Here is a 23,823-nt window from a genome sequence, read left to right on the forward strand (position 1 = left end):
ATTGGGGTGGCTCAGGCACCGATCCCGACCAGGCCAACCATCAGCGGGAGCAGCGCGATGATCAGCGCCGCTCCAAGGATGTCGAAGACCAGGCCGGTGCGGATCATCCGGATGATCGGTACGGCGCCGGAGCCGTAAACGATGGCGTTCTGCGGGGTGGACACCGGAAGCATGAAGCCAAACGACGCAGCGAACGTTGCCGCCAGGGCAGGGACAAACGGGTCCAGGCCCATTGCTGTGCACAGAGGTATGACAATGGGAACCACGACGGCGGCGGAGGCGGTATTGCTGGTGGTCTCCGATATCAGGATGGCCAGCAGCGTGGAGAATGCGGTGATGGCGAAGAGGCTGGTGATGCCCAGGCTGTCCGAGGCGGCGTTGCCGATGGTTTCCGCGAGGCCTGTCTCGGCCAGCAGGGCACCGAAGATGATGCCGGTACCGAAGAGCAGGATGGTTCCCCAGTCGATCCTGGCTGCATCAGTCCAGGTGAGTGTGGCTTTGCGTTCCTTCCAATTGGTGGGAAGGATAAACAGCAGCGAAGCTCCGAGTACAGCGACGATTCCTTCATCCAGCCGGTCATCCAGGAAGGCGTAGGCTTCGGACTCGGTGCCGGCAATCAGGGACGCCACAGCCGGGGTCAGCCAGAGGAGAACCGTGGTGCCGAAGGCTATCAGTGTGTTGATTTCCGCCCGGCTCATTTTCCCGTGCTCGGCCTTCTGCTCCCGGATGTAATCCTCCACACCCTCGATCCGGCGCACCTCGGGACGGTTCAGCAGGAACATGACCAGCGCCAGGATCACGAACATCCCCAGGCACAGCGGTGCGGCGGCCGCCATCCACTGCGCGAAGGAAATCCGTTCCCCGGTTGCCTCCTCGATCAGGCCGCGTCCGATCAGGTTCGGCGGGGAACCAACCGGAGTCAGAAGCCCTCCCACGCTCGCTCCGTAGGCGAGCATAAGCATCAGCGCGGCACCCACCCGCAGCCGCAGCGGATCGAAGTCGGGTTTCACCTCGCCGCGGTCCTGCATCAGCTTGGCGATGACCACCAGGATGCCCAGCGCAGTCGGCAGCAGCATGGCAACCGTGGCGGTATTGGAAACGAACGCCGACAGCAGGCACGTGATTGCACCGAAGGCGATGATCACCCGGTAGGTCGAACGCCCGACGCCGGGCAGCGAGAGCACCGCAAACGCCAGGCGCTGCGCCAGGCCGTGTTTCAGCATCGCCTGCGCCAGGATGAACGCGCCGATAAACGTAAAGATAGTGGTGGAACCGAACGGAGCCAGTACGGCCGTTGACGGCGCAACGCCCAGAATGACGACGGCGGCGACCCCGATCAGCCCGCCCACCGGAATCGGGACCGGCTCGCAGATCCACAGCACAATGACACCGAGCAGGATGGCGGCCAGCAGCTGCTGGGTGGAGTCCATGTCCGAGGGCCAGAGGGCAAAGATGATGGTGGCCGCCGGGGCAAGGAAGAACCCGAGCGTTTGCCGGGCCCGCTCGAACCGTTCTTCGCGCGGGGACAGAGTCTGTTCGCTCAGGCTTCGGAAGGTGCGTCCGCCGAGCAGTGCCGCTTCGACGTCGGTGCGGGCCGGCTGCCCGCCGCCCGTCCGCGAGGGGGAGAGATCCTGGGACATCCTTGCCTCCATTGGCTGGCGCGGGTGATGTGCAGCCAAAGGTAGTCCCGTCCCCGCTCAGGCCGGAAGGGCAGCGGCAGACATACCGGCCTGGACATGGGAACTTCCGTGCCTGGTTGAGGATTGGGTTAGGCTCCCGGGTCCAGAGGCTGGTCTTCGGGGCATGGCCGCTGGCGGAGGGGAGAGGGCAGATGGAAAGCTGTTTTCGGATCGCGGTGATTCCGGGGGACGGAATCGGGGCCGAGGTAATCGCTGCCGGGCAGCAGGTGCTGGAGGCGCTGGCTAAACGTTCGGGCAGCTACGGGTTTGAGTGGATCCCGTATCCGTGGGGCAGCGCGTACTATGCCGAGCACGGTGTCATGATGGACGCCAAGGGCCTGGAATTGCTGCAGGACTCAGACGCGATCTACTTTGGGGCTGTCGGCTGGGAGAACGTGCCGGACCACACCAGTCTTTGGGGCCTGCGCTTGAACATCACGCAGAACTTCGACCAGTGGGCGAACATCCGCCCGGTGAAATTCCTGCCGGGCATCGACTCCCCGCTGCGCACGGACACTTCGGGCCTGGACTGGATTGTGGTGCGGGAGAACTCGGAGGGGGAGTACGCCGGGCTGGGCGGACGCAATCTCTCCGGCCGCGGACCCGGCAATGAGGTGGCGGTCCAGACGGCGCTGTTTACCGAAACCGGCTGTGAGCGGATCATCCGGTTTGCCTTTGACCTGGCACTGACCCGGGCTGTTCCGAAAGTCTCCTCCGTGACCAAATCAAATGCGCAGCAGTACGGCATGGTGCTCTGGGATGAAGTGTTCCGCCGGGTCGCCGCCGACTATCCGGGCGTCGAAACCGAGAGTGTGCTGGTCGACGCCATGAGTGCCAGGTTTGTGCTGGCCCCGCAGAGCCTGTCCGTGGTGGTCGCATCGAACCTGTTCGCGGACATCCTCTCCGATCTGGGCTCAGCGCTGGCAGGCAGCCTGGGCCTGGCCGCCAGCGCCAACCTGAACCCGGAGCAGCGGTTTCCGTCCATGTTCGAGCCGGTTCACGGGTCCGCTCCGGACATCGCCGGACGCGGCATCAGCAACCCGGTCGGGGCGATCGCCAGCGCGGCGCTGATGCTGGACCACCTGGGGCTGCCCGGGGAGGCCGGCAAACTGGAGGCGGCTATAGAGGCGGTGGCGGCGTCGGGCATTAAGACGCGCGACGTCGGCGGCACGGCCGGCACGCAGGAAGTCACCGACGCCATTATCGCCGCTCTGGGGCAGTGAGTCAGCGGATGCTCTCGTATGCGTCAAGGGCGTGCCGGCGGGATTCCCTCAGATCCACGAGAGGTTCGGGATAGGCCGGGGTCATCGCGTCGGGCACCCAGCGGGAGATGTAGGCGCCGTCGGGATCAAAGCGCTTCGCCTGGGTTTCCGGATTGAAGATCCGGAAAAACGGTGCTGCGTCCGCACCGGATCCGGCGACCCACTGCCAGTTGGCGGGGTTGCTCGCAGGATCCGCATCCACCAGGGTTTCCCAGAACCATTCCTCGCCCACCCGCCAGTGCACGCCGAGGTTCTTGACCAGGAAGCTGGCCGCGACCATTCGCACGCGGTTGTGCATCCAGCCCATGCTCCAGAGCTGGCGCTGGCCGGCGTCGACCAGCGGGATGCCCGTGAGCCCGGCCTTCCAGGCATCCAGCGGGTCGAGTCCATCCGGGCGTGATGCTTGCCCAGGACTGTCCCCGGAGTGGCCGCGCAAAACCGGCGGGGTCACCGGGCCTGATCCTTCCGGCCATTCCCAGGGGAAGGCATCAAAGGCAGGGCGCAGGTTCTTCACGGCGAGGTCCGGGTTGTGGAAGAGCTGGTGCCAGCAGAATTCGCGCCAGCCGATCTCCGTGCCGAACACCTCCGGCCCCGCCCCCGTCCCGCGCACCGTGGACAGTGCGTGCCAGACCTGGAACGGACTCACATGCCCCCACCTCAAATAGGGGGAGAGCCTGCTGGTTCCGGGCTTCGCCGGCCGGTCCCGGCCGTCGTCGTAGTCCTGCACCGGACCGTCGAGGAAGTCACTCAGGGCCGCGAGTCCTGCCGCTTCCCCCGGCGTCCAGGCCGCGGCGAGGCCGGCAGACCAGTCGGGGTGCCGGGGCAGAAGGCCCCAGTCCTCCAGATCTTCACCGGAGGGGAACCCCGACGGCGGTGCGGCGGCTTTCGCCGGGGCGTCGAGGGGACCGCGGAAATCCAGCGCGCTGACGGCCCGCCAGAACGGCGTGAAGACACGGTACGGCCCGCCCTGCCCGGTGCGCACTGTCCACGGTTCGTGCAGCAGCGAGGCCTGGAAGCTTTCCGCGTGCAGGTCAGCTCCGGCGGCCCAGTCCTTGACCGCGGTGTCCACCGTGCGTTCCGGCCCGCCGTAGCGCCGGTTCCAGAAAATCCGCTCGGCGCCGGCCGCCCGCGCAAAAGCGGGGACGACCTCGGCTGCCGGCCCCCGCAGCAGGACCAGCGGGATGCCCAGCGCGCCGAGATCCTCGCGCAGTACCTGCAATGCGTGGTGCAGCCACCACTTGGCGGCCGAACCGAGCGGACGGATGCCCGGTGATTCCTGGTCCAGGACGTAGAGGGCTATGGTGCCGCCCTCGTGTGCTGCAGCCAGGAGTGCAGGATTATCCGCGGTGCGCAGGTCGTCACGGAGCCAGGCGAGGGAGACCACGTGCAGGTTTCCTTTCACTGGGCAGTTCGGCGGGGCTAGTACGACCCTACGCGCGGAAAGGACCGGCGCGCCGGTCCCGATTGTTAGTCCCGTGCCTCCAGCAGGATTCCGGCAAAGAAGTCCACCACCTCCTGGTACCCGTCCAGGGGAAGGACATGCGCGACGTACTGGTCCGGGCGGACCACCACAAGGGCACCGGCGCTGCGGTCGATGCCCCGCGCGTCGAAGATATCCGCAGCGCGGGGATTCGGAGTGAACACACGCTCGTAGTCGATCAGGCCATACGGAGCCCTGCGGGGCAGCAGGAGCGCCGGCAGGTCGGCCACGCTGATATCACGGTGGCCCTGCTGGTACACGGCCCGCACGTCGAAGACTGCATCTGAATCTGAGCCTGCAGGTGTGTAGCGCAGGAGCGGGGACGCCGAATCCTCAGCCAGGAAGCGGCACAGGCCGGCGAGGCGGGAGTCCGGATCCGTTGGCGCAGCGGCGTCGGCAAAGGCGTAGAGCCGCCACCGTCCGTCAGCCTGTGCCTGGTGGCCGAGTTCCAGCGGCTTTGCGTCCGCCAGCCGGATGACCGGAGCCGAGTGGAAGCGCTCCCCAACCGGGAAGCCGGTGGCCAGCTGCTGGTAGGTGCCCGCGCCGGTGATCAGGTTCTGCGGATACTCCGTGGCGAAGCCGGCCGTGAAGCGTCCGCCCTGGGTGAAGATGGCCTGCCGCTCGGCGGCGTCCATTCCTCCGGCCTCCGGGTTGGCGGGGTCCTTGGGCTTGGCAGCCATGGCGGTGGACCACAGCAGATCGAAATCGATCAGCTTCTGCGCGATCTCCTGCCGTTCGCCGGAGTAGGTGTCGAGAAGGGATTCCGGGCTGCGGCCCTGGAGCACGGCTCCGAGCTTCCAGCCGAGGTTGAAGCCGTCCTGCATGGAGACGTTCATACCCTGGCCGGCTTTGGCCGAGTGGGTGTGGCAGGCATCCCCGGCGATGAACACGCGCGGGGAGCGGCTGCCGCGTTCCTGCGGAGCGACGTCGTCGAACCGGTCTGCCACGCGCTGGCCAACCTCGTACACCGACCACCAGGCAATGTCCTTGACCTCCAGCGTGTACGGGTCCAGGATCTTGCGGGCTGCTTCGATGATGCTGTCGGCGGTAAAGCGGCTGCGCGCCCCGCGGTCGGCGGGGTCAAGGTCACCCAGGTCCACGTACAGCCGCACCAGGTATCCGCCTTCGCGGGGAATGATGAGGATGCTGCCTCCGGAGGCGGACTGGATGGCGGACTTCATCCGGATGTCCGGGAAGTCCGTCACCGCCAGGACATCCATGACGCCCCAGGCATGGTTCCGGGCATCGCCGCGCAGTTCGATGCCCAGGGACTTCCGGACCGCAGAGCGGGCGCCGTCGCAGCCGACGACGTACTTGGCCCGCACTTCGACTTCCTCGCCCGCGTCCGGCCCCTCGGTGCGGCGCAGCGTCACCGTGACGGGATACTCGCCGTCAGTGCCAACGACGACGTCGGCTGCTTCCAGCCCGTAGTCCGGCTCGAGGCGGGTGGGGGAGTTGCGCATGTACTCGAGCAGGTAGTCCTGCATGCGTGCCTGGTTCACGATGACGTGCGGGTATTCGGAGAGGCCGTCGGCAACATCCTGGACCCTGCCGGTGCGCTCAATCCCGCTCCCGGTGCCTGCCGGTCCCCAGAAGGTGGTCTCATTGACCCAGTACGCTTCCCGGACCAGCTTGTCGGCCAGCCCGAACGCCTCGAACATTTCCACCGTGCGGCAGGCAACGCCGTCGGCCTGTCCCTTCGCCAGCGGACCGCCCCGGCGCTCGACGACGCGGGTGGTGATGCCGGGGAACGCGGCGAGCTGGGCGGCCAGGACCACGCCGGCAGGTCCGGTTCCGACAATGAGGACGTCGACTTCGGCGGGAAGCGGACCCTGGCCGTTTTCCCGGCCGGGTGCGGCCGGCCGTACATCGGGATCGCCGGGACGGTAGCCGTCGGAATAGAACTGCACTGTTGCTCCTGAGCGTGGGCGGATCCACTGTGGATCCGAAAACGTGAACGCCCGCCCCGGGCGCGCTGGAACAACGTTAGTGACCCATGCAACAACCCTGCACTTAGATTCTGCTGAGCAGAATTTATGCGGACAGCTGGATGCGACCGCAGGCCGATGCCTTAGGGCCGCGCCGCAGCTTAGGGAAGCGCCGCGTGCAGCTCCCGGCACGCCTTTGCGAGCGCTCCGGTTACTGCCGGGTCCTGGAGCTGCGCAGCCCGGGACAGCGGTGCGCTGATGGAGAGGGCAAGGGTGGCCGGCTGATGCGGCGCACGCACCGGTGCTCCCACGGCGGCGAGGTCCGGTTCGGTCCGGCCGAGGTTGGCGGCATAGCCCTGCCGGCGGATGGCCTCCAGCTCGTTCAGCAGCTGGTCCAGCTCGCCCGGTGCCATCGCAGTGCCGCCTCTTTGGGCCTGGCGCGTGCAGACCGCCGCGGCCATCTGGTCCGGGAGGGTGGAGAGCATGGCCTTCCCGGCGGAAGAGAGGTGGACCGGCAGGACAGTTCCGGCCCGGTTGCCAACCCGGAGCAGCTGGGGTCCTTCGACTGTTGCCAGGTAGCGGGCGGTGGCACCGACCCGCTCCACGAGGTTCACGGTCTCGCGGACCTCGGCTGCCAGGGCTTCGAGATAGGGACGCGCGGCGGCAATCAGGGCGCGCTCCTGGCCGGCCGCAGGATCCGGGCGGAGGGCCGGACCGGCGCAGTAGCGGTGCTGGTCATCCTGCAGGGCAAACCCGCGGTAAACGAGAGTCGACATCAGCCGGTGCGCCGTCGAGGGTGCCACGGCCAGGGCCTTGGCGGCATCGGCGATCCGCAGCCACTCCCGCTCCTGCAGCAGCAGGATCAGCTGCAGGGCCCGATCCACGGAGTCGACGGCGTAGCCGGGTTTCTTGACGATTCGTATGTTCTGCACAGCAGAATCCTAACTGCCCGGCACTGCGGCGCCCGGGTTCTTCTCCGAGAGCTGCCCGCCCGTGTGTGCCTGGTCAGACCGGGCGGCCAGCCGGGCGAATGCGCCGCCGGCAGCGCGCAGTTGGGCCGCTGTTCCCCGCTCCACGATGCGTCCGGCTTCCAGCACCACCACCTGGTCGGCAGACTCGACGGTGGAGAGGCGGTGGGCGATGGTCAGGGTGGTCCGCCCGGCGGAGAGCTGCTCCAGCGCCAGCTGCACCTGGGCTTCGGTGGTGTTGTCCAGTGCCGAGGTGGCTTCGTCCAGGACCAGTACCGGCGGATTGCGGAGAATCGTCCGGGCAATGGCCAGCCGCTGCTGCTCCCCGCCGGAGAACCGGTGTCCGCGTGCGCCCACCAGGGTGTCCAGCCCGTCGGGAAGGGCGCCGATGGCGTCGGCGATCCGGGCTGCCCCGAGTGCCTGCCAGAGCTGCTGGTCCGTGGACCCGGGTGCGGCGAGCAGCAGGTTTTCCCGGACCGATGCATGGATCAGGTAGGTCTCCTGCGACACCACTCCGACAATCCGGGAAAGGTCCTGGGCGTCCAGTTCCCGGACGTCGATGCCGTCGATCGTCACACGCCCGCCCACGGGATCGTTCAGGCGCGGAACCAGTGACGCAAGAGTGCTTTTGCCGGAACCGGTGGACCCGACGACGGCGGTGGCAGAGCCGGCGGGAAGCGTGAGACTGATGCCGTGCAGGACGGGCGTTCCGCCGTCGTACGCGAAGTCAACGTTCTCGAACCGGACGTCGCCGCGCACTGCGGCGGCGTCCACGTGCACAGGATGGGCGGGGGCCTTCAGCTGCGGCTCAAGGTCCAGGTATTCGAAGATGCGGCTGAAGAACGCCAGCGCGGTAACCCACTGGACACCGATGTCCAGCAGTCCCATCACCGGCCGGAAGATTGCGGCCTGCAGGCCGGTGAACGCAACCAGCGTGCCGATGGTCATGCCGCCGTTGGCGGCCGGAAATCCTGCGGCCAGGTAGATGACGGCAGGGATCGCGGCGAAAACTACCTGCATGGTTGCCATCCGCCAGCGTCCGGCGAGCTGGCTGCGCAGCTCCAGCCCCACCAGGTTCTGGGAGCGGGCGGTAAAGCGTTCGGCATCACGGGGGATGGTTCCCAGCGTTTTGGCCAGCCGGACGCCGGAGACCGAAAGTCCTTCTTCGACCTGGGTGTGCAGGTCGGCGAGTTCGCGCTGGCGTTCATCGGTGACGGTTCGGCGGAGCTTGGCGACCTTGCGGGAGAGCCAGGTGGCCGGCGGCAGGACCACCAGGGAGATGAGGCTCAGTCCGGGGGAGAGGGCAACCATGGCCGCCGCGGTGGCGACCGTGGTGGTGAGGTTTGAAGCTACGCCGGTCGCCGTCGTGGTCACCACGGACTGCATGCCCGAAATGTCGTGCGTGAGGCGGGACTGGACTTCGCCGCCGCGTGTGCGGGTGAAGAAGCCAAGGGATTGTGCCTGCAGGTGGATAAAAAGATTGACGCGCAGGGTGTGCATGACCTGCTGGCCCATTTTCGTGGCCAGCCAGGTCTGCACCACGCCAATGGCGGACGTGAGTGCGGCGACGCCGATCATTGAGGCTGTGAGGATGCCCAGCAGCCGGATGTCCTGGTGTGGCAGGGCGTCGTCGATCACGGCGCGGACCAGGAAGGGCTGGGCCAGGTTGACCACGGAGGCTACGGAAATCAAGGCCACAACGACGGCGATGGTCTTCTTGTGCGGGGCGAACATCGCGGCGATGCGCCGCAGGCTGACGGGGTGCCGCTTCAGTTGCTTCTTATCTGCGGGGTTCAGCCGGGCCGGGCCGCGTCCGCCGCCTCCGCCTCCGCCTCCGGGACCGGAGGTTCCGGGCACGGCGCCGGGTCCGTCGGGCATTCCGGCGCCTGGGCGTTCACGGGTGTTGTTGTGCAGGGCCAAAGGTTCCTCCTAGTGCGAATCCGGGCGTCCGCGCGCTGGCGTCGTTCGGCCGAATATGTAGAGGTTACCTCATTATGTGGTTGAGGGATAGAAGTGAGGGTCGTGTCACAGATGGTGGCAACGCGCAGCTGTCCGTAAGTTGTACGCATGACGCTTGCGCTGCGCCGCGCGGACTTCTCCGATCCGCGCCTGCCTGTCTTCCTGCAGTCCCACCTGGATGAACTGCGTCCCACTGCGCCTGCCGAAAGCCGGCACGCCCTGGACCTCACAGGTCTCCGCCAGCCCTCCGTTCGCCTGTGGGTGGCCTGGGACGGAGAGGCCATTGCCGCCACGGGGGCCCTTGCGGTCCTGGAATCGGGGCACGAGGAACTCAAGTCCATGCGTACTGCGCCCGGGATGCGCGGCCGCGGACTCGGGCGCCTGATGCTGGGGCATCTGCTGGAGGACGCGGCTGCCCGGTCCGTCGAGCGGGTTTCGCTGGAGACCGGAAGCATGGAGTTCTTCGCGCCGGCACGCCGGCTTTATGAGAGCGCCGGTTTCGTTCCCTGCGATCCGTTTGGAGGATACAAGGAGGATCCCAACAGCGTCTTTATGAGCCTGACCCTTTCTGCGCCGGCCAGTCCGAAGGTCCTCAGGCGCTGAAGGCGGGGGGCGTTTAACCGTAAGCCCATCGGACTCGAGGTACCGCGGCTACCTCACAGTGTGGCTGCTCACCGAATGGCTAGACTGGGGGAATGCCGAACTCCGATGCCGATTCCGCTGCCCTGGGCGAGCTGATGCACGCCGCCTTCCGCGGCCTGCGGGGCCGCTGGATCCAGCAGCTGGCACCTTTTGAGCTGACTCCGCACCAGTACCGGGCGCTCAACGCCATGGGGCGCAACGCGGACGACGGCGGGATGCGGCTGAAGGATCTCGCTGACCGGCTGCGCATCGCGCCGCGCTCGGCCACCGAAGTCGTGGACCAGCTCGAGGCCAAAGGCCTGGTGGAGCGCGGACCCGATCCGTCCGACCGCCGGGCCACGCTGATTGCCCTGACGCCGGCAGGGACCCGGATGCGCGAAGGAGTCCGCAGGGACCGCGCCCGCGAAGCAGATGAGTACTTCGCCGCGCTCTCGGCCGATGACCGCTCGGAACTGGCACGGATCCTCGGGCAGCTGGCCGGGGATATGCCGCGGCGGCACCCAAAGCCGTAATACCTGCCTGGTAACCCGGGTTCCCGGAGGATCCGAAGAAATATCCGGGCGCGGGGCGTCGGCCGCCCACGGCATCTGTTCCTTCGGGTTCCGGCTCCCGTACCGTCGATAGGGACAGTGCTCCGGCCGCCTGCGCGGTGCATGTTAGCCAACTGGGAGGTAGTTCCCATGCCCTCATCCGTTCCCGGCGATTCCGGCGGAAGCAAAGCAGCCCATAGTCCGTCCGGCGCCACAGGCAGCAGGATCGGGACGTACCTGTCTCCGCGGACGTGGCTGCTTCCACTGTTTGTCCTGCTGCTCCTCGGCGGCACAGGTTCAGCCTTGTACATTGGCGGACTCGGAAGTCCCTCAGGCCATCTGGAACATGTCCCGGTTGCCCTGGTGAACCGCGACGGCGGTACTGATGCCGGCGGAACCCAGGAGGACTTCGGCCAGGACCTGGCCGGGACGCTGAAGGAAAACTTCGACAAGACGGACGACTTCGATATGCGTCCCCTGAGCTGGGACGAGGCCCAGGCCCAGCTGCGGTCCGGGCAGGTTTATGCGGCAGTCGTGCTGGAGGAGGACTTTTCTGCCGACGCCGTCGGCCTGGTCTCTTCGAGCCTCACGGACACGGAAGCAACACGGCCGCACATCACGTTCTACACCAACCCGCTCGCCAGCCCGCTGGGCAGCCAGCTGGCAGCCGACGCCATCGTACCGGCACTGGACGAAGCCAGCCGGAACCTCGGCGAACAGCTGGAGGATTCAGCCGAGCAGGCCCGCGCTGTTGCCCAGGAACGGCAGGGAGCGGAACTTACGGAAGCCGGCGTTCCGGAAGAGGTGCAAAGCCAGCTGGCGCCGCAGCTGAACGGAACATCAGCGGCAGTGCTGAGCGATCCCATCGAGATCACTGAGCGGCCTTTCGAGAAGCCGCAGGAAGGATCTGCACTGGGCATGGGCGCGTTCTTCTACTCGGTGCTCCTGATGGTGGTGGGGATCAGCGGATCGGTGGCGCTGCACTTCCTCCTCGATTCCCGCCTCGGGGTCCTGCCCATTGAGCTGGGACCGCGGTTCCGCCGCGGACCCCTCCTCCGGCCCGCACGCTGGGCAACATTCCTGCTCAAATGGGGAATCGTGCTGGTGGCGGGACTGCCCACCGCGGGACTGATGATGTGGATTGCCTCCGCCGTCGGCATGCCCATTCCGCACGGCGGCTGGTTCTTCTTCAGCACCTGGCTGTGCCTGGCAACCGTTTCGGCCGTGACGTTCGGACTCATCACCCTCTTCGGCAGCGCCGGAATGATCCTGTCCATGATCTACATCGTGTTCATGGGCCTGCCTGCCGCCACCGGTGTGGTTCCGCTGGAGATGCTCCCGGGGTTCTTCAAGTTCATTGCCCGCGGGGAGCCGCTGTACCAGATGACCATCGCGAACAAGGCCATCCTCTACTTCGACGCCCAGGCAGGCGCCGGCCTGCAGGCAGGACTGATCGGCATGGGCGTCATCATCCTGGTGTTCGTTGTGGCCGCATTGGTTGCCGGTGTGGTCTATGACCGCCTGCTGGGCACCCGTGCCGCGGACCTGGAGCTGGATAAGCGGGCGGCCCGTCACTGATGCCCGGAGCAGGGGCGTCCAGGCACGGATGTCCGTCATGGAACCGGACGGGTTTGGCCCAAGGTGCCCGCAGTGGGAAAATCCGAAGATGCGCCCCATGCAGAACTCCAGCCGTTTGCAGAACATCCGCTACGACCTCCGTGGACCCGTGCAGCACGTGGCCAAACAGATGGAAGCTGCGGGCCAGAGAATCCTGAAGATGAATCTCGGAGACCCGGCACCGTTTGGACTGGAAGCGCCGGAATCGATTGTGGTGGACATGATCCACCACCTGCGCGGCGCCCAGGGGTACAGCGACTCCAAGGGGATTTTCTCCGCCCGGACTGCTATTTCGCAGTATTACCAGACGCGCGGACTCATGCAGATCGGTGTGGAGGACATCTACATCGGCAACGGCGTGAGCGAGCTGATCTCCATGACGCTGCAGGCCTTCCTGGAACCGGGGGACCAGATCCTGATCCCGTCCCCGGATTATCCGCTGTGGACAGCCTCCGTGATGCTCTCCGGCGGGGAGGCTGTGCACTACGCCTGCGATGAAGAGAACAACTGGTGGCCGGACATGGCTGATCTAGAATCCAAGATCACGGACCGCACCCGGGGCATCGTGATCATCAACCCCAATAACCCCACCGGAGCCGTCTACCCCCGCGAGATCCTTGAACAGTTCGTGGACCTGGCCCGCCGCCATGAGCTGGTGCTCTTCTCCGACGAAATCTACGAGAAGATCCTCTACCGCGGCGCCGAGCACATCCACACCGCCTCAGTAGCGGGGGACCTGCCCGTGCTGACCTTCTCCGGCCTTTCCAAGGCGTACCGGATGCCCGGCTATCGTGCCGGCTGGGTAGCAATCACCGGAAAGCGGTCCGACACCGCGGACTACCGGGAATCCCTGGAACTCCTGGCGTCCCTGCGCCTGTGCCCCAACGTTCCGGCACAGCATGCGATCCAGACATCCCTGGGCGGGTACCAGAGCATCGACGACCTCGTGAAGCCCGGTGGCCGGTTGGCCGAACAGGGTGAGCTGGCGTGCCGTCTGCTGAACGAGATCCCGGGAGTCAGCTGCGTTCCCGCAGCCGGAGCGATGTACCTGTTCCCGAAGCTGGACCCGGCCATGTACCCGTTCGACGACGATGAGAGGTTTGTCCTGGACCTCCTCGAAGAGCAGAAGATCCTGGTCTCCCAGGGCACCGCGTTCCATTGGCCCGAGCCCGACCATTTCCGCTTCGTGATCCTGCCTGCGGAAGATGACATCCGCGATGCCGTGAACCGGATCGCGGAGTTCCTCGCCGGCCGGCGCCGCACCCTGGACGCGCAGGGTGCTGCCTAGCCCAGGACTCCGCAGAGAATCGTCGCCCCGGCATCCTCGTTCCGCCGGATCGCGGCGGTGAAGCCGGCCGCAGCCAGCTCAGGCGAAAGCCGCGGAGCCTGCTCTTCGCTGCATTCCAGCAGCAGCTGCCCGCCGGCTGCCAGCCATGCCGGAGCTGCCGCCGCGATGGCCCGCAGGACAGCCAGCCCGCCGGCTCCGCCGTCCAGGGACAGCCGCGGTTCGTAGCGGCGGGCTTCCTGAGGCAGGAAACCCATTTCTTCCGTCGGGACGTACGGCGCATTGGCGACGACCACGTTAAGGTGTCCGCGAAGCCTGTCCGGGAGTGCCGAGAACAGGTCGCCCTCCCAGACAGCTGCCCGTCCGGCCAGGTTCCCCCGGGCACAGGCCACCGCCTCAGGGCTCCGGTCGGCAGCGTGGAGTTCGGCCTCCGGCATGGCAGCGGCCAGGACAGCGCTGATGGCCCCCGAGCCGCAGCAGAGGTCCAGGACCACGGGGGAGGGCAGGGTGCGGGCTGCCGTAACCGCCGCACCGGCGAGGAACTCCGTCCGCCGCCGGGGGATAAATACCCCCGGAACGACGGCGATCCGGAGGCCGCAGAACCCTGCCCAGCCCAGGACGTATTCCAGCGGCTGCCCGGCCAGGCGCCGCCGAAGAAGCTCCTCCGCCTCCGGGGGTGAGGCGGCAGCACCGGCAATCAGGGCCGCCTCTTCCTCTGCGTACACACAACCGGCCGCGCGGAGCTGCGGCGAGTACAGGTCCGCCAGTGCCTGCTCCTCCGCTTTCTCCATCCGGTGCCCTCTTCCTGCGCCGTCACGGTTACAAAACACCGCACTTATCTTTCCAATCTCTGGAATACGACGCATCTGCGGAGTTATGGTCTATTCATGCCTAGCTTGAGAGTTGCCGAAGCAGCCCGGTTCCTCGGTGTCAGCGACGATACCGTGCGCCGCTGGATTGAGAACGGTACCTTGACCGGTATCCGCGATGCCAGCGGGCGCCAGGCCGTCCAGAGTTTGGAACTGGCACGGCTGGCACGCAGCCAGGCACAGCTGCCGGCTGATCCGGCGGAGAGTGTCTCCTCGGCCCGAAACCGCTTTGTTGGCCTGGTGACCGACATCGTCATGGACAAGGTCATGGCCCAGGTTGAGCTGCAGTGCGGGCCCTTCCGGGTGGTTTCACTCATGAGTGCCGAAGCTGTCCGGGAACTGGGGCTGGAACCCGGATCCACGGCCACCGCGGTGGTCAAGGCAACGAACGTGATTGTGGAAGTCCCGCCGGGAAAGAAGCAGGTGTAATGCCCGAACGGTTCAGCCGCGCCGGGTTCCTTGTTCCGGCCCTGGCGGCGGTGCTTGCACTGGGTGCCTGCGCGGACACGACGCCGGCCGCCGGGCGCGGAGGCGAGCTCACGGTCTTCGCAGCGGCGTCGCTGTCCCGTCCCTTCACCGAGCTTGCGCAGGATTTTGAAGCCGCCCATCCCGGAACCACGGTGCGGCTGAATTTCGCCGGCTCCTCCGACCTGGCCGCGCAGCTCGTGGCCGGAGCCCCGGCGGACGTGTTCGCGGCCGCCGACGAAACGAACATGGCCAGGGTCCTGGAGGCGGACCTGGCAGCCGGCGAGCCTGCGGACTTTGCCGCCAACACGCTGACCATAGCGGTGCCGCCCGGCAATCCGGCGGGGATCACCGGGTTCGGCGACCTGGCAGCTCCGGGAGTCCAGGTGGTGATGTGCGCCGTTCAGGTGCCGTGCGGCGCTGCCGCAGAACGGATCGAAGCGGCTTCCGGAACTGCCCTGTCCCCGGTGAGCGAGGAATCGTCGGTGGCCGGCGTGCTGGGCAAGGTCAGTTCAGGTGAAGCCGACGCCGGCCTGGTCTATGTCACGGACGTCAAAGCGGCCGGGAGCAGCGTTGAGGAAGTACCTCTTCCCGAGGCCGCGGATGCGGTCAACAGGTACCCGATCGTCCGCCTTTCCGGATCCGGCAAAAGTGACGGCAACAGTGACGCTGCCGATGCCTTCATCCAGTACGTAGTGGGCAGCCAGGGACAGTCTGTGCTGCGAGGGGCCGGTTTTGGTGCTCCGTAACAGCATGGCGCCGCTGCCGCCCTGGATTCCGGGGGTAGCCGCCGTCGGGGCCTTGTTCCTGCTGCTTCCCCTCGCCGCGCTCACCGCGGCCGTGAACTGGTCAGAGTTCCTTCCGCTGATCACCTCCGAGTCCTCGCTGGCCGCCCTGTCCCTGAGCCTGCGGACCGCGGTGGTGAGTACGCTGCTGTGCATCCTCCTGGGCGTTCCGCTGGCCCTGGTCCTGGCCCGGACGCAGTTCCCGGGAAAAAGGCTGGTCCGGGCGCTGGTGCTGCTGCCGCTGGTGCTGCCTCCGGTGGTAGGCGGCATCGCACTGCTGTACACCTTCGGCAGGCAGGGGCTGCTGGGCGGGGTGCTGGAGGTCTTCGGTATCCAGGTTGCCTTCTCCACCGCTGCTGTCGTGCTGGCGCAGACCTTCGTGGCCCTGCCGTTCCTGGTCCTGAGCCTCGAAGGTGCTCTGCGGACCGCGGGTACACGCTATGAAGCAGTCGCAGCCACGCTCGGCGCGGCGCCGTCGACCGTACTGCGCAGGGTCACCGTGCCGCTGGTGGTTCCCGGCCTGGTCTCCGGGGCGGTCCTCTCCTTTGCCCGCTGCCTCGGTGAATTCGGCGCAACCCTCGCCTTTGCCGGCAGCCTGCAGGGGGTCACGCGAACGCTGCCGCTGGAGGTCTACCTGCAGCGGGAGAGCGACGCCGATGCCGCCGTGGCTCTCTCACTCGTCCTGGTGGCGGTCGCCGTGACAGTGGTGGGGCTGACCTACCCCGGCGCCGGCCGGGCAGGGCAGCGGCGGACGTCCCGGCCTGCCGGAACTGCTCCGGCGGAGGTCCGGAAATGAGCCTGCACCTGAGTGCAACCGTTCCGCAGCGGGGGGTTGACGTCGACCTGCGCCTGGCGGAGGGCGAGACGGTGGCGCTGCTTGGCCCCAACGGCGCCGGGAAATCCACGGTGGTCTCCCTGATCGCCGGGCTGGTGCATCCGGAGGCCGGCCGGGCCGAACTGGGCGGCCGGACGCTCTTCAACCTCGCCGGGTCCCGGGGTACCTGGGTCCCCGCACACCGCCGCGGAACGGCACTGCTGGCCCAGGAACCGCTGCTTTTTCCACACCTCAATGTCCGGGAGAACGTGGCGTTCGGACCGCGCAGCACCGGATCGTCAAGGAAGACCGCCCTGGCCGCCGCGGACCGCTGGCTGGCCGAAGTGGACGCCGCGGACCTCGCCCGGCGCCGTCCCTCCGAACTCTCCGGCGGGCAGGCCCAGCGCGTGGCCCTGGCACGCGCCCTCGCCGCCGAACCCGCACTGCTGCTGCTCGACGAACCCATGGCGGCGCTGGACGTGGAAGCGGTGCCCCTGATGAGGCGGCTGCTGAAACGGACCCTGGCCGGCCGGAGCGCGCTGATCGTGACGCACGACGTGCTGGACGCGCTGACCCTCGCGGACCGGGTGCTGGTGATGCAGGAGGGCAGGATCGTCGAGTCCGGCCCCGCCGCCGTGGTGCTCCGCCGGCCCCGAAGCCAGTTCACCGCGAGCCTGGCGGGATTGAACCTTGTGGCGGGAATCCGGAAGTCCGGCGGGTTCGTGGCCGGGGATTTTACCCTTCCGGGCGTCCTGGCCGAGCCGGCGGCCGGGGGCGAAGGAGCGCGCTGGCTGGCGGCGTTTTCGCCGACGTCCGTGGCGGTGCATCCTGCCGGTCCGGTGCATCCCGGCGTTGTGCATCCTGCCGGGCCGGGCGGAGGGGTGCACTTCCTTTTCCGTGCCCGCGTCACGGACCTGGAGCCGCAGGGGGACCGGATCCGGGTGCGCGCAGGAGGGCTCGCTGCTGACATTTCACCGGGGCGGGCGGCTGAACTGGGACTCGACCCGGGGCAGGACGTGGTCCTGGCCCTGAATCCCGAAGCCATGGAGCTCTACCCGGAATAGCACTCGCGCAGGTATTGGTCCGCGGCAGCCGGTTCCTGCCTGGTCCCTGAACATCTGCCCTCCCGCGGCCCTATACTCGCGAAGATGGAGGACCAACCGAGGATCCTTGTGGTGGAAGATGACCGGGCCCTTTCCCGGATGCTGGTAGAGATCCTCGAATCCGTTGGCTATGCCGTCACAACGGCCTTCGACGGTCAGCGTGCCCTGCATCTTGGGCTGACCCGGGAGTTCGATGTGCTGCTGCTTGACCGCGGGCTGCCCGCCATCGAAGGCCTGGATGTCCTGGCACGCCTGCGCAGCCGGGGCGTTGGCGTTCCCGCGCTGGTGCTTTCCGCCCTGGGCAACCCGTCGGACCGTGTGGAGGGCCTGGACAGGGGTGCCGAAGACTACCTGGCCAAGCCGTTCGACGTCGATGAACTGCTGGCGCGGCTGCGCGTCCTGCGGCGCCGGACCATCCGCGAGGTGCCTGTCCTGCCGGTGCCCGGCGGAATGTTCGACGCCGCCGGGCGGACCGTGACCACGGGAGCCGGGGCGGTGGTGGTCCTGTCGGAACGCGAAGCTGCGCTCCTGGAGCAGCTGGCCAGGCGCCCCGGACAGGTTTTCCCCCGCGAGGACCTGCACGCCCTCGTGTTCCCGGACGCCGACGACGACGGCGTCGTCGACACGTATGTGCACTATCTGCGCCGGAAACTGGGCAGGAACGCGGTCCTGACCGTCCGGGGGATCGGCTACCGCCTGGGCCGGCAGGAATAGGTCTGCCGTGGCAAGGGCACTGCGCGGGGAACGGAGTGAACTCCGCCGGGCCTCGGTACGGCTGGCGGTCCAGTTCACCGCGCTCATCGTGGTGCTGCTCTCGCTGGCCGGCGCCGTCGTCTACTACCTCGCCGCCGCCGGGAGCGAGGAAGCCCTCCAGCAGCGGCTGGAGGCCGCCGTCGAACTGGATAACCCGCGTGATGCTCCGCTGGACGTTTTCCTGGCGGTCTTGAACCGCGGCAGGCTGGAAGTCTCCCGGGACGTGCCTTCGGGCCTGCCGGTGGCCAGCTCGCTGTCGGCCGTTGCGGCAGGAGCAGGCAGCATCGAAGAAACCGTGGAGGCAGACGGCACAACCTACCGCGTGCTGACGGCGCAGGAGAGGCGCGGCCGGGTTGTCCAGGCCGCCGTGGATACACAGGAAACACGGAACCAGCTGAACCGCCTGTTATTCGCGCTGACAGCGGCCGTGGTGGGTTCGGCAGCGGTGGCGGCACTGTTTTCAGTTCTGGCCGCGCGGGCTGCCATGCGCCCGCTGGCCCGCGCCCTCGAGCTGCAGCGCAGGTTCGTCTCTGACGCCAGCCATGAACTGCGCACGCCGCTGACCCTGCTGAGCACCCGGGCCCAGCTGCTGCGCCGGCGCGCCGCGGGGCAGGCAGGCGGAGCGTCTCCCGGGGAGCTGGACCGCCTCATTCAGGGGCTGGATGAGGTGGTGGCAGACGCAGGGGTCCTCACCGGAATCCTGGACGACCTGCTTGTTGCCGCGGATCCGCGAAAGCCCGGGACGCTGGAAGAGGTGGATCTGGCAGCCGTTGCCCGGCAGACAGCCGCCGCCTTCGGCCCCGCCTTTTCCGACCGGGGCCTTGCCCTGCACACCCAACTGCCGGACGTGCCGGTGCTTGTCCTGGGCAACGAAGCGGCACTTCAACGGGTCTTCACCGCGCTGTTGTCCAACGCTCTGGATTTCGGGCGGACGGAAGTTACCGTCTCCGTAGCCGCGCGGAACCGCGACGCCGTGGTCACGGTGGCAGACGACGGCCCGGGGCTGCCGCCGGAGCTCGCCGGAGCACTGTTCGACCGCTTCTCCTCGGTACGCCCGGCCCCGGCAGGGCACACCCGGCACTACGGCCTGGGCCTTGCGCTGGTCGCAGAAATCGCCGCACGGTTCGGCGGATCAGTCAGCGCTGAACCGGAAACAGGCCAGGGCGCCGTCCTGGTGGTGCGGCTGCCCCTATCCGCACGGGGCTTCTAAGAATCCTCGAAGAATCGCGGCGTTGGATAGATGGCGTAGGAATATCCAAACTCAAGGGAGGTGTCACCAATCGTGGCGATTGGGAGCAAAGCGAAGAAGGTCATCATCTGGACCGCCAGCGGTCTGGCCGCCGCCGGCCTGCTCGCCGGAACGTTCTTCACGGGTATGGCCGTTGGGGACAATATGGAGACTGCATCGGTGACGTCCGAACAGGAGCAGGGCCAGGACCAGGGCCGCGGCGGCGACCGGGAACGGCGCGGGCCCGAAGACGCCCAGGAGCGCGACGGCGGCAGTGACGAAGCCCGGCCGGATCGGCAGGACACCCAGGACGGGGATGATCCGAAGCCCGGCAAGGAGAATGCTGACGGCCAGGCCGACGAAGGCCGGGAAGACGGACAGCACGACGACGGGGCCGATGGCGGTGACCGCGGTGATCGGGAAGATCGGGACGGCGACCGCGGCAAGGGCGGAGGCCACGGCCGCGGCGGCCACCACGGCGACGCCCCCGAGGACGGCGACGCGCCTGAGGAATCAGAGACTCCGGCGGAACAGTCCTGACTTAGGACGGCAGCAGTTGCGCGGAGGCTGTCTCGCGGTGCGCGGGTTCGCCGGAGGCGAGGGCAAACAGCGCGTAGTTCAACGGGCCGGCCGCTATCAGCGCCGTGCACCGTTCGGCAAGGTGCGGCTCGGTGAGCCCTGTCGCGTCCTGGTACCAGCGGACCACGTCGTCGAGGGAACCCGGCGAGATGAGGTGCACGTACATAAACTCCAGGGCCGGGTCACTCACCTTCGCCGTGGTCCAGTCCAATACGGAGACGATCCGTTTGGCGTCATCGAGCAGCAGATGCGCGGGATACAGCTCCCCATGGGTCAGCACCGTCCGCTGCGGCCAGAGCCGGTCATCGGCCAGCCACTGTTCCCAGCCGGCCAGCAGCTCCGGGGCGATGCGGAACTCGGCGCGCACCTGTTCCAGTCCCTTCGACCAGTGCCGGCGGACGCCGTCGGGAGTCTCGGCCGGGATGCCCGCGGCGGCCGCGGCCGCCGCGTCCATCCCGTGCAGCGACGCGATCAATCCGGCCAGGGAGTGGAGGTACGTCGGATCCGACGGGTCAAAGTGCCATTCGGGCTGGTTGTCCGGGTCCACCGTGAGCCCCGGGCTGCCCGGAAGCAGGGGATAGGCAATGAGGTCCGAACTCTGGATCTTCCATTCCGGAACCGCTGCAGGAAGGCGCGGACGCACGAAATCCAGGATCGCCTGCTCGCGTTCCTGGCCGGCGGCAACGTCCGCGCGCCGTGGGATCCGAAGTACCCAGTCCCCGCCGTCCGGTGCGGAGGCGAAAGCGACCCGGTAATCCAGTCCGGCTTCGTTGAAACGGACGGTGCCTGGTTCCAGGGCGAGTCCGTGCCGTGCTGCCAGAGTGCATATATCGGCTGCCGTCAGATCCCGCGCTTCGCTCATGGCTTCCTTTTCTCCCTTTCTCCCGGTTTCCAAGGCCCCGCCCGGGGCTGGTTCCGTGACGTCCTGTTACGCAGGATGTCATGTGCCACTGCATAAGTCGTCATAAAGCAGGCGCGTTTTGGTTACGTGGCCCAGATGTTCCTAGCCTAGGGACGGAATCAAGAGTTCCAGCCAATGGCCCTGGCCGGCTGGACAGCAACCCTCTCGTCGTAGCGGGGTGCTCCAGGTGATGATTCGGCCTCGGCGGAGACTTTCCGCGAGGCAAGTACGGCGCCGGCACTGCCCTCCAGCGGCCTGCGCCTCCACCTTGTCCGCGGAGCGCCGCGGACCCTTTTGGGAGAAGAGCCACACCATGAAACTCAGCAGAATCCTGGCGATTGCAGCCGCCCCGCTCCTGGCACTGACGATGGCCGCCTGCGGCTCAGCCTCCGGGGACGAAGGCACTGTGAAGATCGGCGTGGTTGGAGCCAGCGATCCGTACTGGGCCACCTACAGCGAGGCCGCGAAGGCGGAAGGCATCGACGTCGAAATCGTTGACTTTGCCGAGTACACGCAGCCGAACCCGGCACTGACCGAGGGCGAACTGGACCTGAACCAGTTCCAGCACATCATCTACCTGGCCCGCTACAACGTTGCCAGCGGCGGAGACCTCACACCGATTGGCTCCACGGCCATCTACCCGCTGGGCCTGTACTCCACCCAGTACGATTCGGTGGAAGACATCCCCGAGGGCTCGACGGTGGCGGTGCCCAACGACGAAAGCAACCTGGCCCGCGGCTTGCTGGTGCTGCAGTCAGCCGGGCTGGTCAGCCTCAAGGACGGCGGCAGCGTCTTCGCGACCCTTGACGACCTCGACGAAGCCAAGTCAAAGGTCAAGGTGACCACCCTCGAGGCTTCCCTGACCCCCACGTCGCTTCCCGACGTCGCAGCAGCGATCGTCAACAACGACTTCGTCGAAGACGCGGGCCTCAAGGCCGAAGACGCCATTGCCCAGGACGATCCGTCGGATCCCAAGGCCATCCCGTACGTCAACATCTTCGCAGCGCGTGCCGGCGAGGAGGAGAACGAGACCTACCTCAAGCTCGTGCAGATCTACCAGGAAACGCAGGCTGTCCAGGACGGTGTCCAGGAGGCTTCAGGCAACACCGCCGAATTCCTGAAGGTCCCGGTCCAGGACCTGCGCGATTCGCTCGCCGAGGTCCAGCAGGACATCGAAAACCTGGACTAGTTCCTGCCCGTTCCACCGCGTCCCGGGGGGGGGGGGGGGGGGGGGCGGGGGGGGGGGGGGGGCTCGGGAAACCACGCCCGCAACTCCCAGCGCGACGTGTCCAAGACCTACCCGCCCGCCCGCCGGGGCGAAGAGCCGGTCACGGCGCTGCGGGACATCAACCTGGAGATCGAAGCCGGCGAAATCTACGGAATCATCGGCTACTCCGGAGCGGGAAAAAGCACCCTGGTCCGGTTGATCAACGCGCTGGAGACTGCAACCTCCGGCGACATCACGGTCGACGGCCGGCAGGTCACGGGCGTCCCGGAGCGGCAGCTGCGGCAGCTGCGCCTGGACATCGGGATGATCTTCCAGCAGTTCAACCTCTTTAACTCCAAAACCGTCCGCAACAACGTGGCCTATCCGCTGCGGGTAGCGGGCCGGAGCAGGGCTGAAATTGCCGCACGGACCGCCGAGCTCCTGGACTTCGTGGGACTCACGGACAAGGCGGACAACTTCCCGGAGCAGCTCTCCGGCGGGCAAAAGCAGCGCGTGGGCATTGCCCGCGCCCTGGCAGCGTCGCCCAAGATCCTCCTCGCAGACGAAGCCACGTCGGCCCTTGACCCGGAGACCACGCATGAGGTCTTGGAACTGCTGCGCCGGGTGAATCGCGAGCTGGGCATCACGATCGTGGTGATTACCCACGAAATGGACGTCATCAAGAACCTGGCCACCAAGGTCGCCGTCATGGACGGAGGACGGATCGTGGAACAGGGTGAAGTGTTCGAGGTGTTTTCCAACCCCCGCGAGGAATCCTCACGGAAGTTCGTTTCCACTGTGGTCCGGGGCGTTCCTTCAGCGGCCGACCTGGCGACGCTGCGAAACAGGCACGAGGGAAGAATGGTCACCCTGTCCTTCCGGGACGGCGGCGCGTCCCAGTCGGACGTGTTCGTTGAACTGGCAGCCGCCGGAGTGGAGTTCGAACTGGTCTACGGCGGCATCAATGACATTTCCGGCCGCGCGTTCGGCCACCTGACGCTGGCGCTCAAGGGCGCCGACCAGGCGATCGACGGCGCCCTTGCCGCCGTCGGGCACGGCATCAAAGTGACGGAGCTGAACTGACATGGAAGACCTCATACCCCTGACCCCGCAGCTGTGGACTGCTATCGGAGAGACCCTCTACATCGTGGGCCTGAGCCTCCTGTTCGGCGGAATCGGCGGACTGCTGATCGGCATGGGCCTCTACACGACGCGCCAGGGAGCGCTGCTGGCCAACCGTGCGGTGTTCGGCACGCTGAACGTCCTCGTGAACATCTTCCGGCCCATCCCCTTCATCATTTTCCTGGCCGCGGCCCAGCCGCTGGCCCGCTCCGTTACCGGCAGCGGGATCGGCAACAACGCGATCATCTTCACGCTGTCGCTTGCCGCAGCATTCGGCATCAGCCGCATCGTGGAGCAGAACCTGCTCACCGTGCAGCCCGGAGTCATCGAGGCAGCGCGGTCCATCGGTGCCGGGCGGCGGCGGATCATCTTCACGATCCTCATTCCGGAGGCACTTGGTCCGCTGATCCTGGGCTACACCTACATCTTCGTGGCCCTCGTGGACATGTCCGCAGTGGCCGGCTACGTCGGCGGCGGGGGACTGGGCAACTTCGCCATCCAGTACGGCTACCGGCAGTTCAATCCGGTGGTCACCTGGGCCGCCGTCGCAGTCATCATCGTCCTGGTGCAGCTCGTGCAGTTCCTGGGCAATCAGGCGGCCCGAAAGGCGCTCCGCAGGTAGCAGCTCACCTCAGATCACCGTCCCG

General features: G+C 67.2%; 22 protein-coding genes and 1 riboswitch. Of the genes, 15 read left to right on the forward strand and 7 right to left on the reverse strand.

Annotated elements, in window-relative coordinates:
* Nucleotides 1-11: 11 nt before the first annotated feature.
* The gene (locus LOC59_RS06710; RefSeq protein WP_229971128.1) at nucleotides 12-1,640 is read right to left on the reverse strand and encodes an SLC13 family permease; all 1,629 of its coding nucleotides are present in this window, start codon (nucleotides 1,638-1,640) and stop codon (nucleotides 12-14) included.
* Nucleotides 1,641-1,831: 191 nt separating this feature from the next.
* Here LOC59_RS06710 and LOC59_RS06715 point away from each other — a divergent pair, with 191 nt between their 5' ends.
* Entirely contained in the window at nucleotides 1,832-2,902 is a 1,071-nt protein-coding gene (locus LOC59_RS06715; RefSeq protein WP_229971129.1) for a tartrate dehydrogenase, read from the forward strand.
* A 1-nt stretch (nucleotide 2,903) separates the two neighbouring features.
* On the opposite strand, the gene LOC59_RS06720 is transcribed toward LOC59_RS06715, so the two are convergent.
* From LOC59_RS06720 to LOC59_RS06735, 4 genes are all read right to left on the reverse strand, one after another.
* The gene (locus tag LOC59_RS06720; protein WP_229971131.1) at nucleotides 2,904-4,325 is read right to left on the reverse strand and encodes a cryptochrome/photolyase family protein; all 1,422 of its coding nucleotides are present in this window, start codon (nucleotides 4,323-4,325) and stop codon (nucleotides 2,904-2,906) included.
* Nucleotides 4,326-4,408: 83 nt separating this feature from the next.
* Nucleotides 4,409-6,331, reverse strand: coding sequence for an FAD-binding monooxygenase (locus LOC59_RS06725; protein WP_229971133.1), 1,923 nt, complete (start codon nucleotides 6,329-6,331; stop codon nucleotides 4,409-4,411).
* A gap of 179 nt (nucleotides 6,332-6,510) precedes the next feature.
* On the reverse strand, nucleotides 6,511-7,281 hold the full coding sequence (locus LOC59_RS06730; protein ID WP_229971135.1) for an IclR family transcriptional regulator: 771 nt from the start codon (nucleotides 7,279-7,281) through the stop codon (nucleotides 6,511-6,513).
* 9 nt (nucleotides 7,282-7,290) lie between these two features.
* Nucleotides 7,291-9,195: an ABC transporter ATP-binding protein gene (locus tag LOC59_RS06735; RefSeq protein ID WP_229971215.1), complete on the reverse strand. Its 1,905-nt coding sequence runs from the start codon at nucleotides 9,193-9,195 to the stop codon at nucleotides 7,291-7,293.
* Nucleotides 9,196-9,384: 189 nt separating this feature from the next.
* On the opposite strand from LOC59_RS06735, the gene LOC59_RS06740 reads away from it, so the two are divergent.
* The 4 genes from LOC59_RS06740 (at nucleotide 9,385) to LOC59_RS06755 (ending at nucleotide 13,353) form a co-directional block, all read left to right on the forward strand.
* Entirely contained in the window at nucleotides 9,385-9,879 is a 495-nt protein-coding gene (locus LOC59_RS06740) for a GNAT family N-acetyltransferase (protein WP_229971137.1), read from the forward strand.
* Between the two features lie 92 nt (nucleotides 9,880-9,971).
* Nucleotides 9,972-10,430 carry a MarR family winged helix-turn-helix transcriptional regulator gene (locus tag LOC59_RS06745; protein WP_227917092.1) on the forward strand — a complete coding sequence of 153 codons (459 nt, stop codon included), beginning with the start codon at nucleotides 9,972-9,974 and terminating at the stop codon, nucleotides 10,428-10,430.
* Nucleotides 10,431-10,598: 168 nt separating this feature from the next.
* The gene (locus LOC59_RS06750; protein ID WP_227917091.1) at nucleotides 10,599-12,026 is read left to right on the forward strand and encodes an ABC transporter permease; all 1,428 of its coding nucleotides are present in this window, start codon (nucleotides 10,599-10,601) and stop codon (nucleotides 12,024-12,026) included.
* An 88-nt stretch (nucleotides 12,027-12,114) separates the two neighbouring features.
* Complete coding sequence (locus LOC59_RS06755; RefSeq protein ID WP_229971139.1) at nucleotides 12,115-13,353, forward strand: pyridoxal phosphate-dependent aminotransferase; 1,239 nt, start codon at nucleotides 12,115-12,117, stop codon at nucleotides 13,351-13,353.
* Here the strand turns inward: LOC59_RS06755 and LOC59_RS06760 are convergent.
* Nucleotides 13,350-14,141: a putative protein N(5)-glutamine methyltransferase gene (locus tag LOC59_RS06760; RefSeq protein ID WP_229971141.1), complete on the reverse strand. Its 792-nt coding sequence runs from the start codon at nucleotides 14,139-14,141 to the stop codon at nucleotides 13,350-13,352. The two genes, LOC59_RS06755 and LOC59_RS06760, sit on opposite strands and share 4 nt — an antisense overlap.
* A gap of 96 nt (nucleotides 14,142-14,237) precedes the next feature.
* Here LOC59_RS06760 and LOC59_RS06765 point away from each other — a divergent pair, with 96 nt between their 5' ends.
* From LOC59_RS06765 to LOC59_RS06795, 7 genes are all read left to right on the forward strand, one after another.
* The gene (locus LOC59_RS06765) at nucleotides 14,238-14,648 is read left to right on the forward strand and encodes a TOBE domain-containing protein (RefSeq protein ID WP_227896846.1); all 411 of its coding nucleotides are present in this window, start codon (nucleotides 14,238-14,240) and stop codon (nucleotides 14,646-14,648) included.
* Nucleotides 14,648-15,433, forward strand: coding sequence for a molybdate ABC transporter substrate-binding protein (gene modA / locus LOC59_RS06770; RefSeq protein WP_229971143.1), 786 nt, complete (start codon nucleotides 14,648-14,650; stop codon nucleotides 15,431-15,433). The genes LOC59_RS06765 and modA overlap by 1 nt, the downstream gene beginning before the upstream one ends.
* Nucleotides 15,434-15,437: 4 nt before the next feature.
* A complete protein-coding gene (locus tag LOC59_RS06775; RefSeq protein ID WP_229971217.1) occupies nucleotides 15,438-16,265 on the forward strand; it encodes an ABC transporter permease in 828 nt (275 codons plus the stop codon).
* Nucleotides 16,262-17,347 (forward strand): sulfate/molybdate ABC transporter ATP-binding protein, encoded by a 1,086-nt coding sequence (locus LOC59_RS06780; protein ID WP_229971144.1) that lies wholly within the window; start codon nucleotides 16,262-16,264, stop codon nucleotides 17,345-17,347. Before LOC59_RS06775 ends, LOC59_RS06780 begins: the two co-directional genes overlap by 4 nt.
* An 84-nt stretch (nucleotides 17,348-17,431) precedes the next feature.
* A complete protein-coding gene (locus tag LOC59_RS06785; protein ID WP_229971146.1) occupies nucleotides 17,432-18,100 on the forward strand; it encodes a response regulator transcription factor in 669 nt (222 codons plus the stop codon).
* A 7-nt stretch (nucleotides 18,101-18,107) separates the two neighbouring features.
* The gene (locus tag LOC59_RS16745; RefSeq protein ID WP_229971148.1) at nucleotides 18,108-19,349 is read left to right on the forward strand and encodes a sensor histidine kinase; all 1,242 of its coding nucleotides are present in this window, start codon (nucleotides 18,108-18,110) and stop codon (nucleotides 19,347-19,349) included.
* A 72-nt stretch (nucleotides 19,350-19,421) separates the two neighbouring features.
* The gene (locus LOC59_RS06795; protein WP_227896841.1) at nucleotides 19,422-19,907 is read left to right on the forward strand and encodes a hypothetical protein; all 486 of its coding nucleotides are present in this window, start codon (nucleotides 19,422-19,424) and stop codon (nucleotides 19,905-19,907) included.
* Between the two features lies 1 nt (nucleotide 19,908).
* Here LOC59_RS06795 and LOC59_RS06800 read toward each other — a convergent pair whose 3' ends face one another.
* Entirely contained in the window at nucleotides 19,909-20,808 is a 900-nt protein-coding gene (locus LOC59_RS06800; protein ID WP_229971150.1) for a macrolide 2'-phosphotransferase, read from the reverse strand.
* A 156-nt stretch (nucleotides 20,809-20,964) separates the two neighbouring features.
* Nucleotides 20,965-21,082: riboswitch (SAM riboswitch) on the forward strand.
* Between the two features lie 78 nt (nucleotides 21,083-21,160).
* Here LOC59_RS06800 and LOC59_RS06805 point away from each other — a divergent pair.
* The 3 genes from LOC59_RS06805 to LOC59_RS06815 all read left to right on the forward strand — a co-directional run bounded on the left by LOC59_RS06805 (nucleotide 21,161) and on the right by LOC59_RS06815 (nucleotide 23,798).
* Complete coding sequence (locus tag LOC59_RS06805) at nucleotides 21,161-22,036, forward strand: MetQ/NlpA family ABC transporter substrate-binding protein (RefSeq protein WP_442860572.1); 876 nt, start codon at nucleotides 21,161-21,163, stop codon at nucleotides 22,034-22,036.
* 96 nt (nucleotides 22,037-22,132) lie between these two features.
* Nucleotides 22,133-23,137, forward strand: coding sequence for a methionine ABC transporter ATP-binding protein (locus tag LOC59_RS06810; RefSeq protein ID WP_229971152.1), 1,005 nt, complete (start codon nucleotides 22,133-22,135; stop codon nucleotides 23,135-23,137).
* A 1-nt stretch (nucleotide 23,138) separates the two neighbouring features.
* Complete coding sequence (locus LOC59_RS06815) at nucleotides 23,139-23,798, forward strand: methionine ABC transporter permease (RefSeq protein ID WP_227896838.1); 660 nt, start codon at nucleotides 23,139-23,141, stop codon at nucleotides 23,796-23,798.
* Nucleotides 23,799-23,823: the final 25 nt, after the last annotated feature.

The organism is Arthrobacter sp. zg-Y916, assembly GCF_020907385.1.
In the GTDB taxonomy this organism is placed as follows: Bacteria; Actinomycetota; Actinomycetes; order Actinomycetales; family Micrococcaceae; genus Arthrobacter_B; species Arthrobacter_B caoxuetaonis.

Excerpts from the sequence above, each read along its gene's own strand:
- LOC59_RS06710 (WP_229971128.1), bottom strand. The coding sequence starts at position 1,640 with ATGTCCCAGGATCTCTCCCCCTCGCGGACGGGCGGCGGGCAGCCGGCC.
- LOC59_RS06715 (WP_229971129.1), top strand. The coding sequence starts at position 1,832 with ATGGAAAGCTGTTTTCGGATCGCGGTGATTCCGGGGGACGGAATCGGG.
- LOC59_RS06735 (WP_229971215.1), bottom strand. The coding sequence starts at position 9,195 with ATGCCCGACGGACCCGGCGCCGTGCCCGGAACCTCCGGTCCCGGAGGC.
- LOC59_RS06740 (WP_229971137.1), top strand. The coding sequence starts at position 9,385 with ATGACGCTTGCGCTGCGCCGCGCGGACTTCTCCGATCCGCGCCTGCCT.
- LOC59_RS06745 (WP_227917092.1), top strand. The coding sequence starts at position 9,972 with ATGCCGAACTCCGATGCCGATTCCGCTGCCCTGGGCGAGCTGATGCAC.
- LOC59_RS06750 (WP_227917091.1), top strand. The coding sequence starts at position 10,599 with ATGCCCTCATCCGTTCCCGGCGATTCCGGCGGAAGCAAAGCAGCCCAT.
- LOC59_RS06755 (WP_229971139.1), top strand. The coding sequence starts at position 12,115 with ATGCGCCCCATGCAGAACTCCAGCCGTTTGCAGAACATCCGCTACGAC.
- LOC59_RS06760 (WP_229971141.1), bottom strand. The coding sequence starts at position 14,141 with ATGGAGAAAGCGGAGGAGCAGGCACTGGCGGACCTGTACTCGCCGCAG.
- LOC59_RS06765 (WP_227896846.1), top strand. The coding sequence starts at position 14,238 with ATGCCTAGCTTGAGAGTTGCCGAAGCAGCCCGGTTCCTCGGTGTCAGC.
- modA (WP_229971143.1), top strand. The coding sequence starts at position 14,648 with ATGCCCGAACGGTTCAGCCGCGCCGGGTTCCTTGTTCCGGCCCTGGCG.
- LOC59_RS06775 (WP_229971217.1), top strand. The coding sequence starts at position 15,438 with ATGGCGCCGCTGCCGCCCTGGATTCCGGGGGTAGCCGCCGTCGGGGCC.
- LOC59_RS06780 (WP_229971144.1), top strand. The coding sequence starts at position 16,262 with ATGAGCCTGCACCTGAGTGCAACCGTTCCGCAGCGGGGGGTTGACGTC.
- LOC59_RS06785 (WP_229971146.1), top strand. The coding sequence starts at position 17,432 with ATGGAGGACCAACCGAGGATCCTTGTGGTGGAAGATGACCGGGCCCTT.
- LOC59_RS06800 (WP_229971150.1), bottom strand. The coding sequence starts at position 20,808 with ATGAGCGAAGCGCGGGATCTGACGGCAGCCGATATATGCACTCTGGCA.
- LOC59_RS06805 (WP_442860572.1), top strand. The coding sequence starts at position 21,161 with ATGAAACTCAGCAGAATCCTGGCGATTGCAGCCGCCCCGCTCCTGGCA.
- LOC59_RS06815 (WP_227896838.1), top strand. The coding sequence starts at position 23,139 with ATGGAAGACCTCATACCCCTGACCCCGCAGCTGTGGACTGCTATCGGA.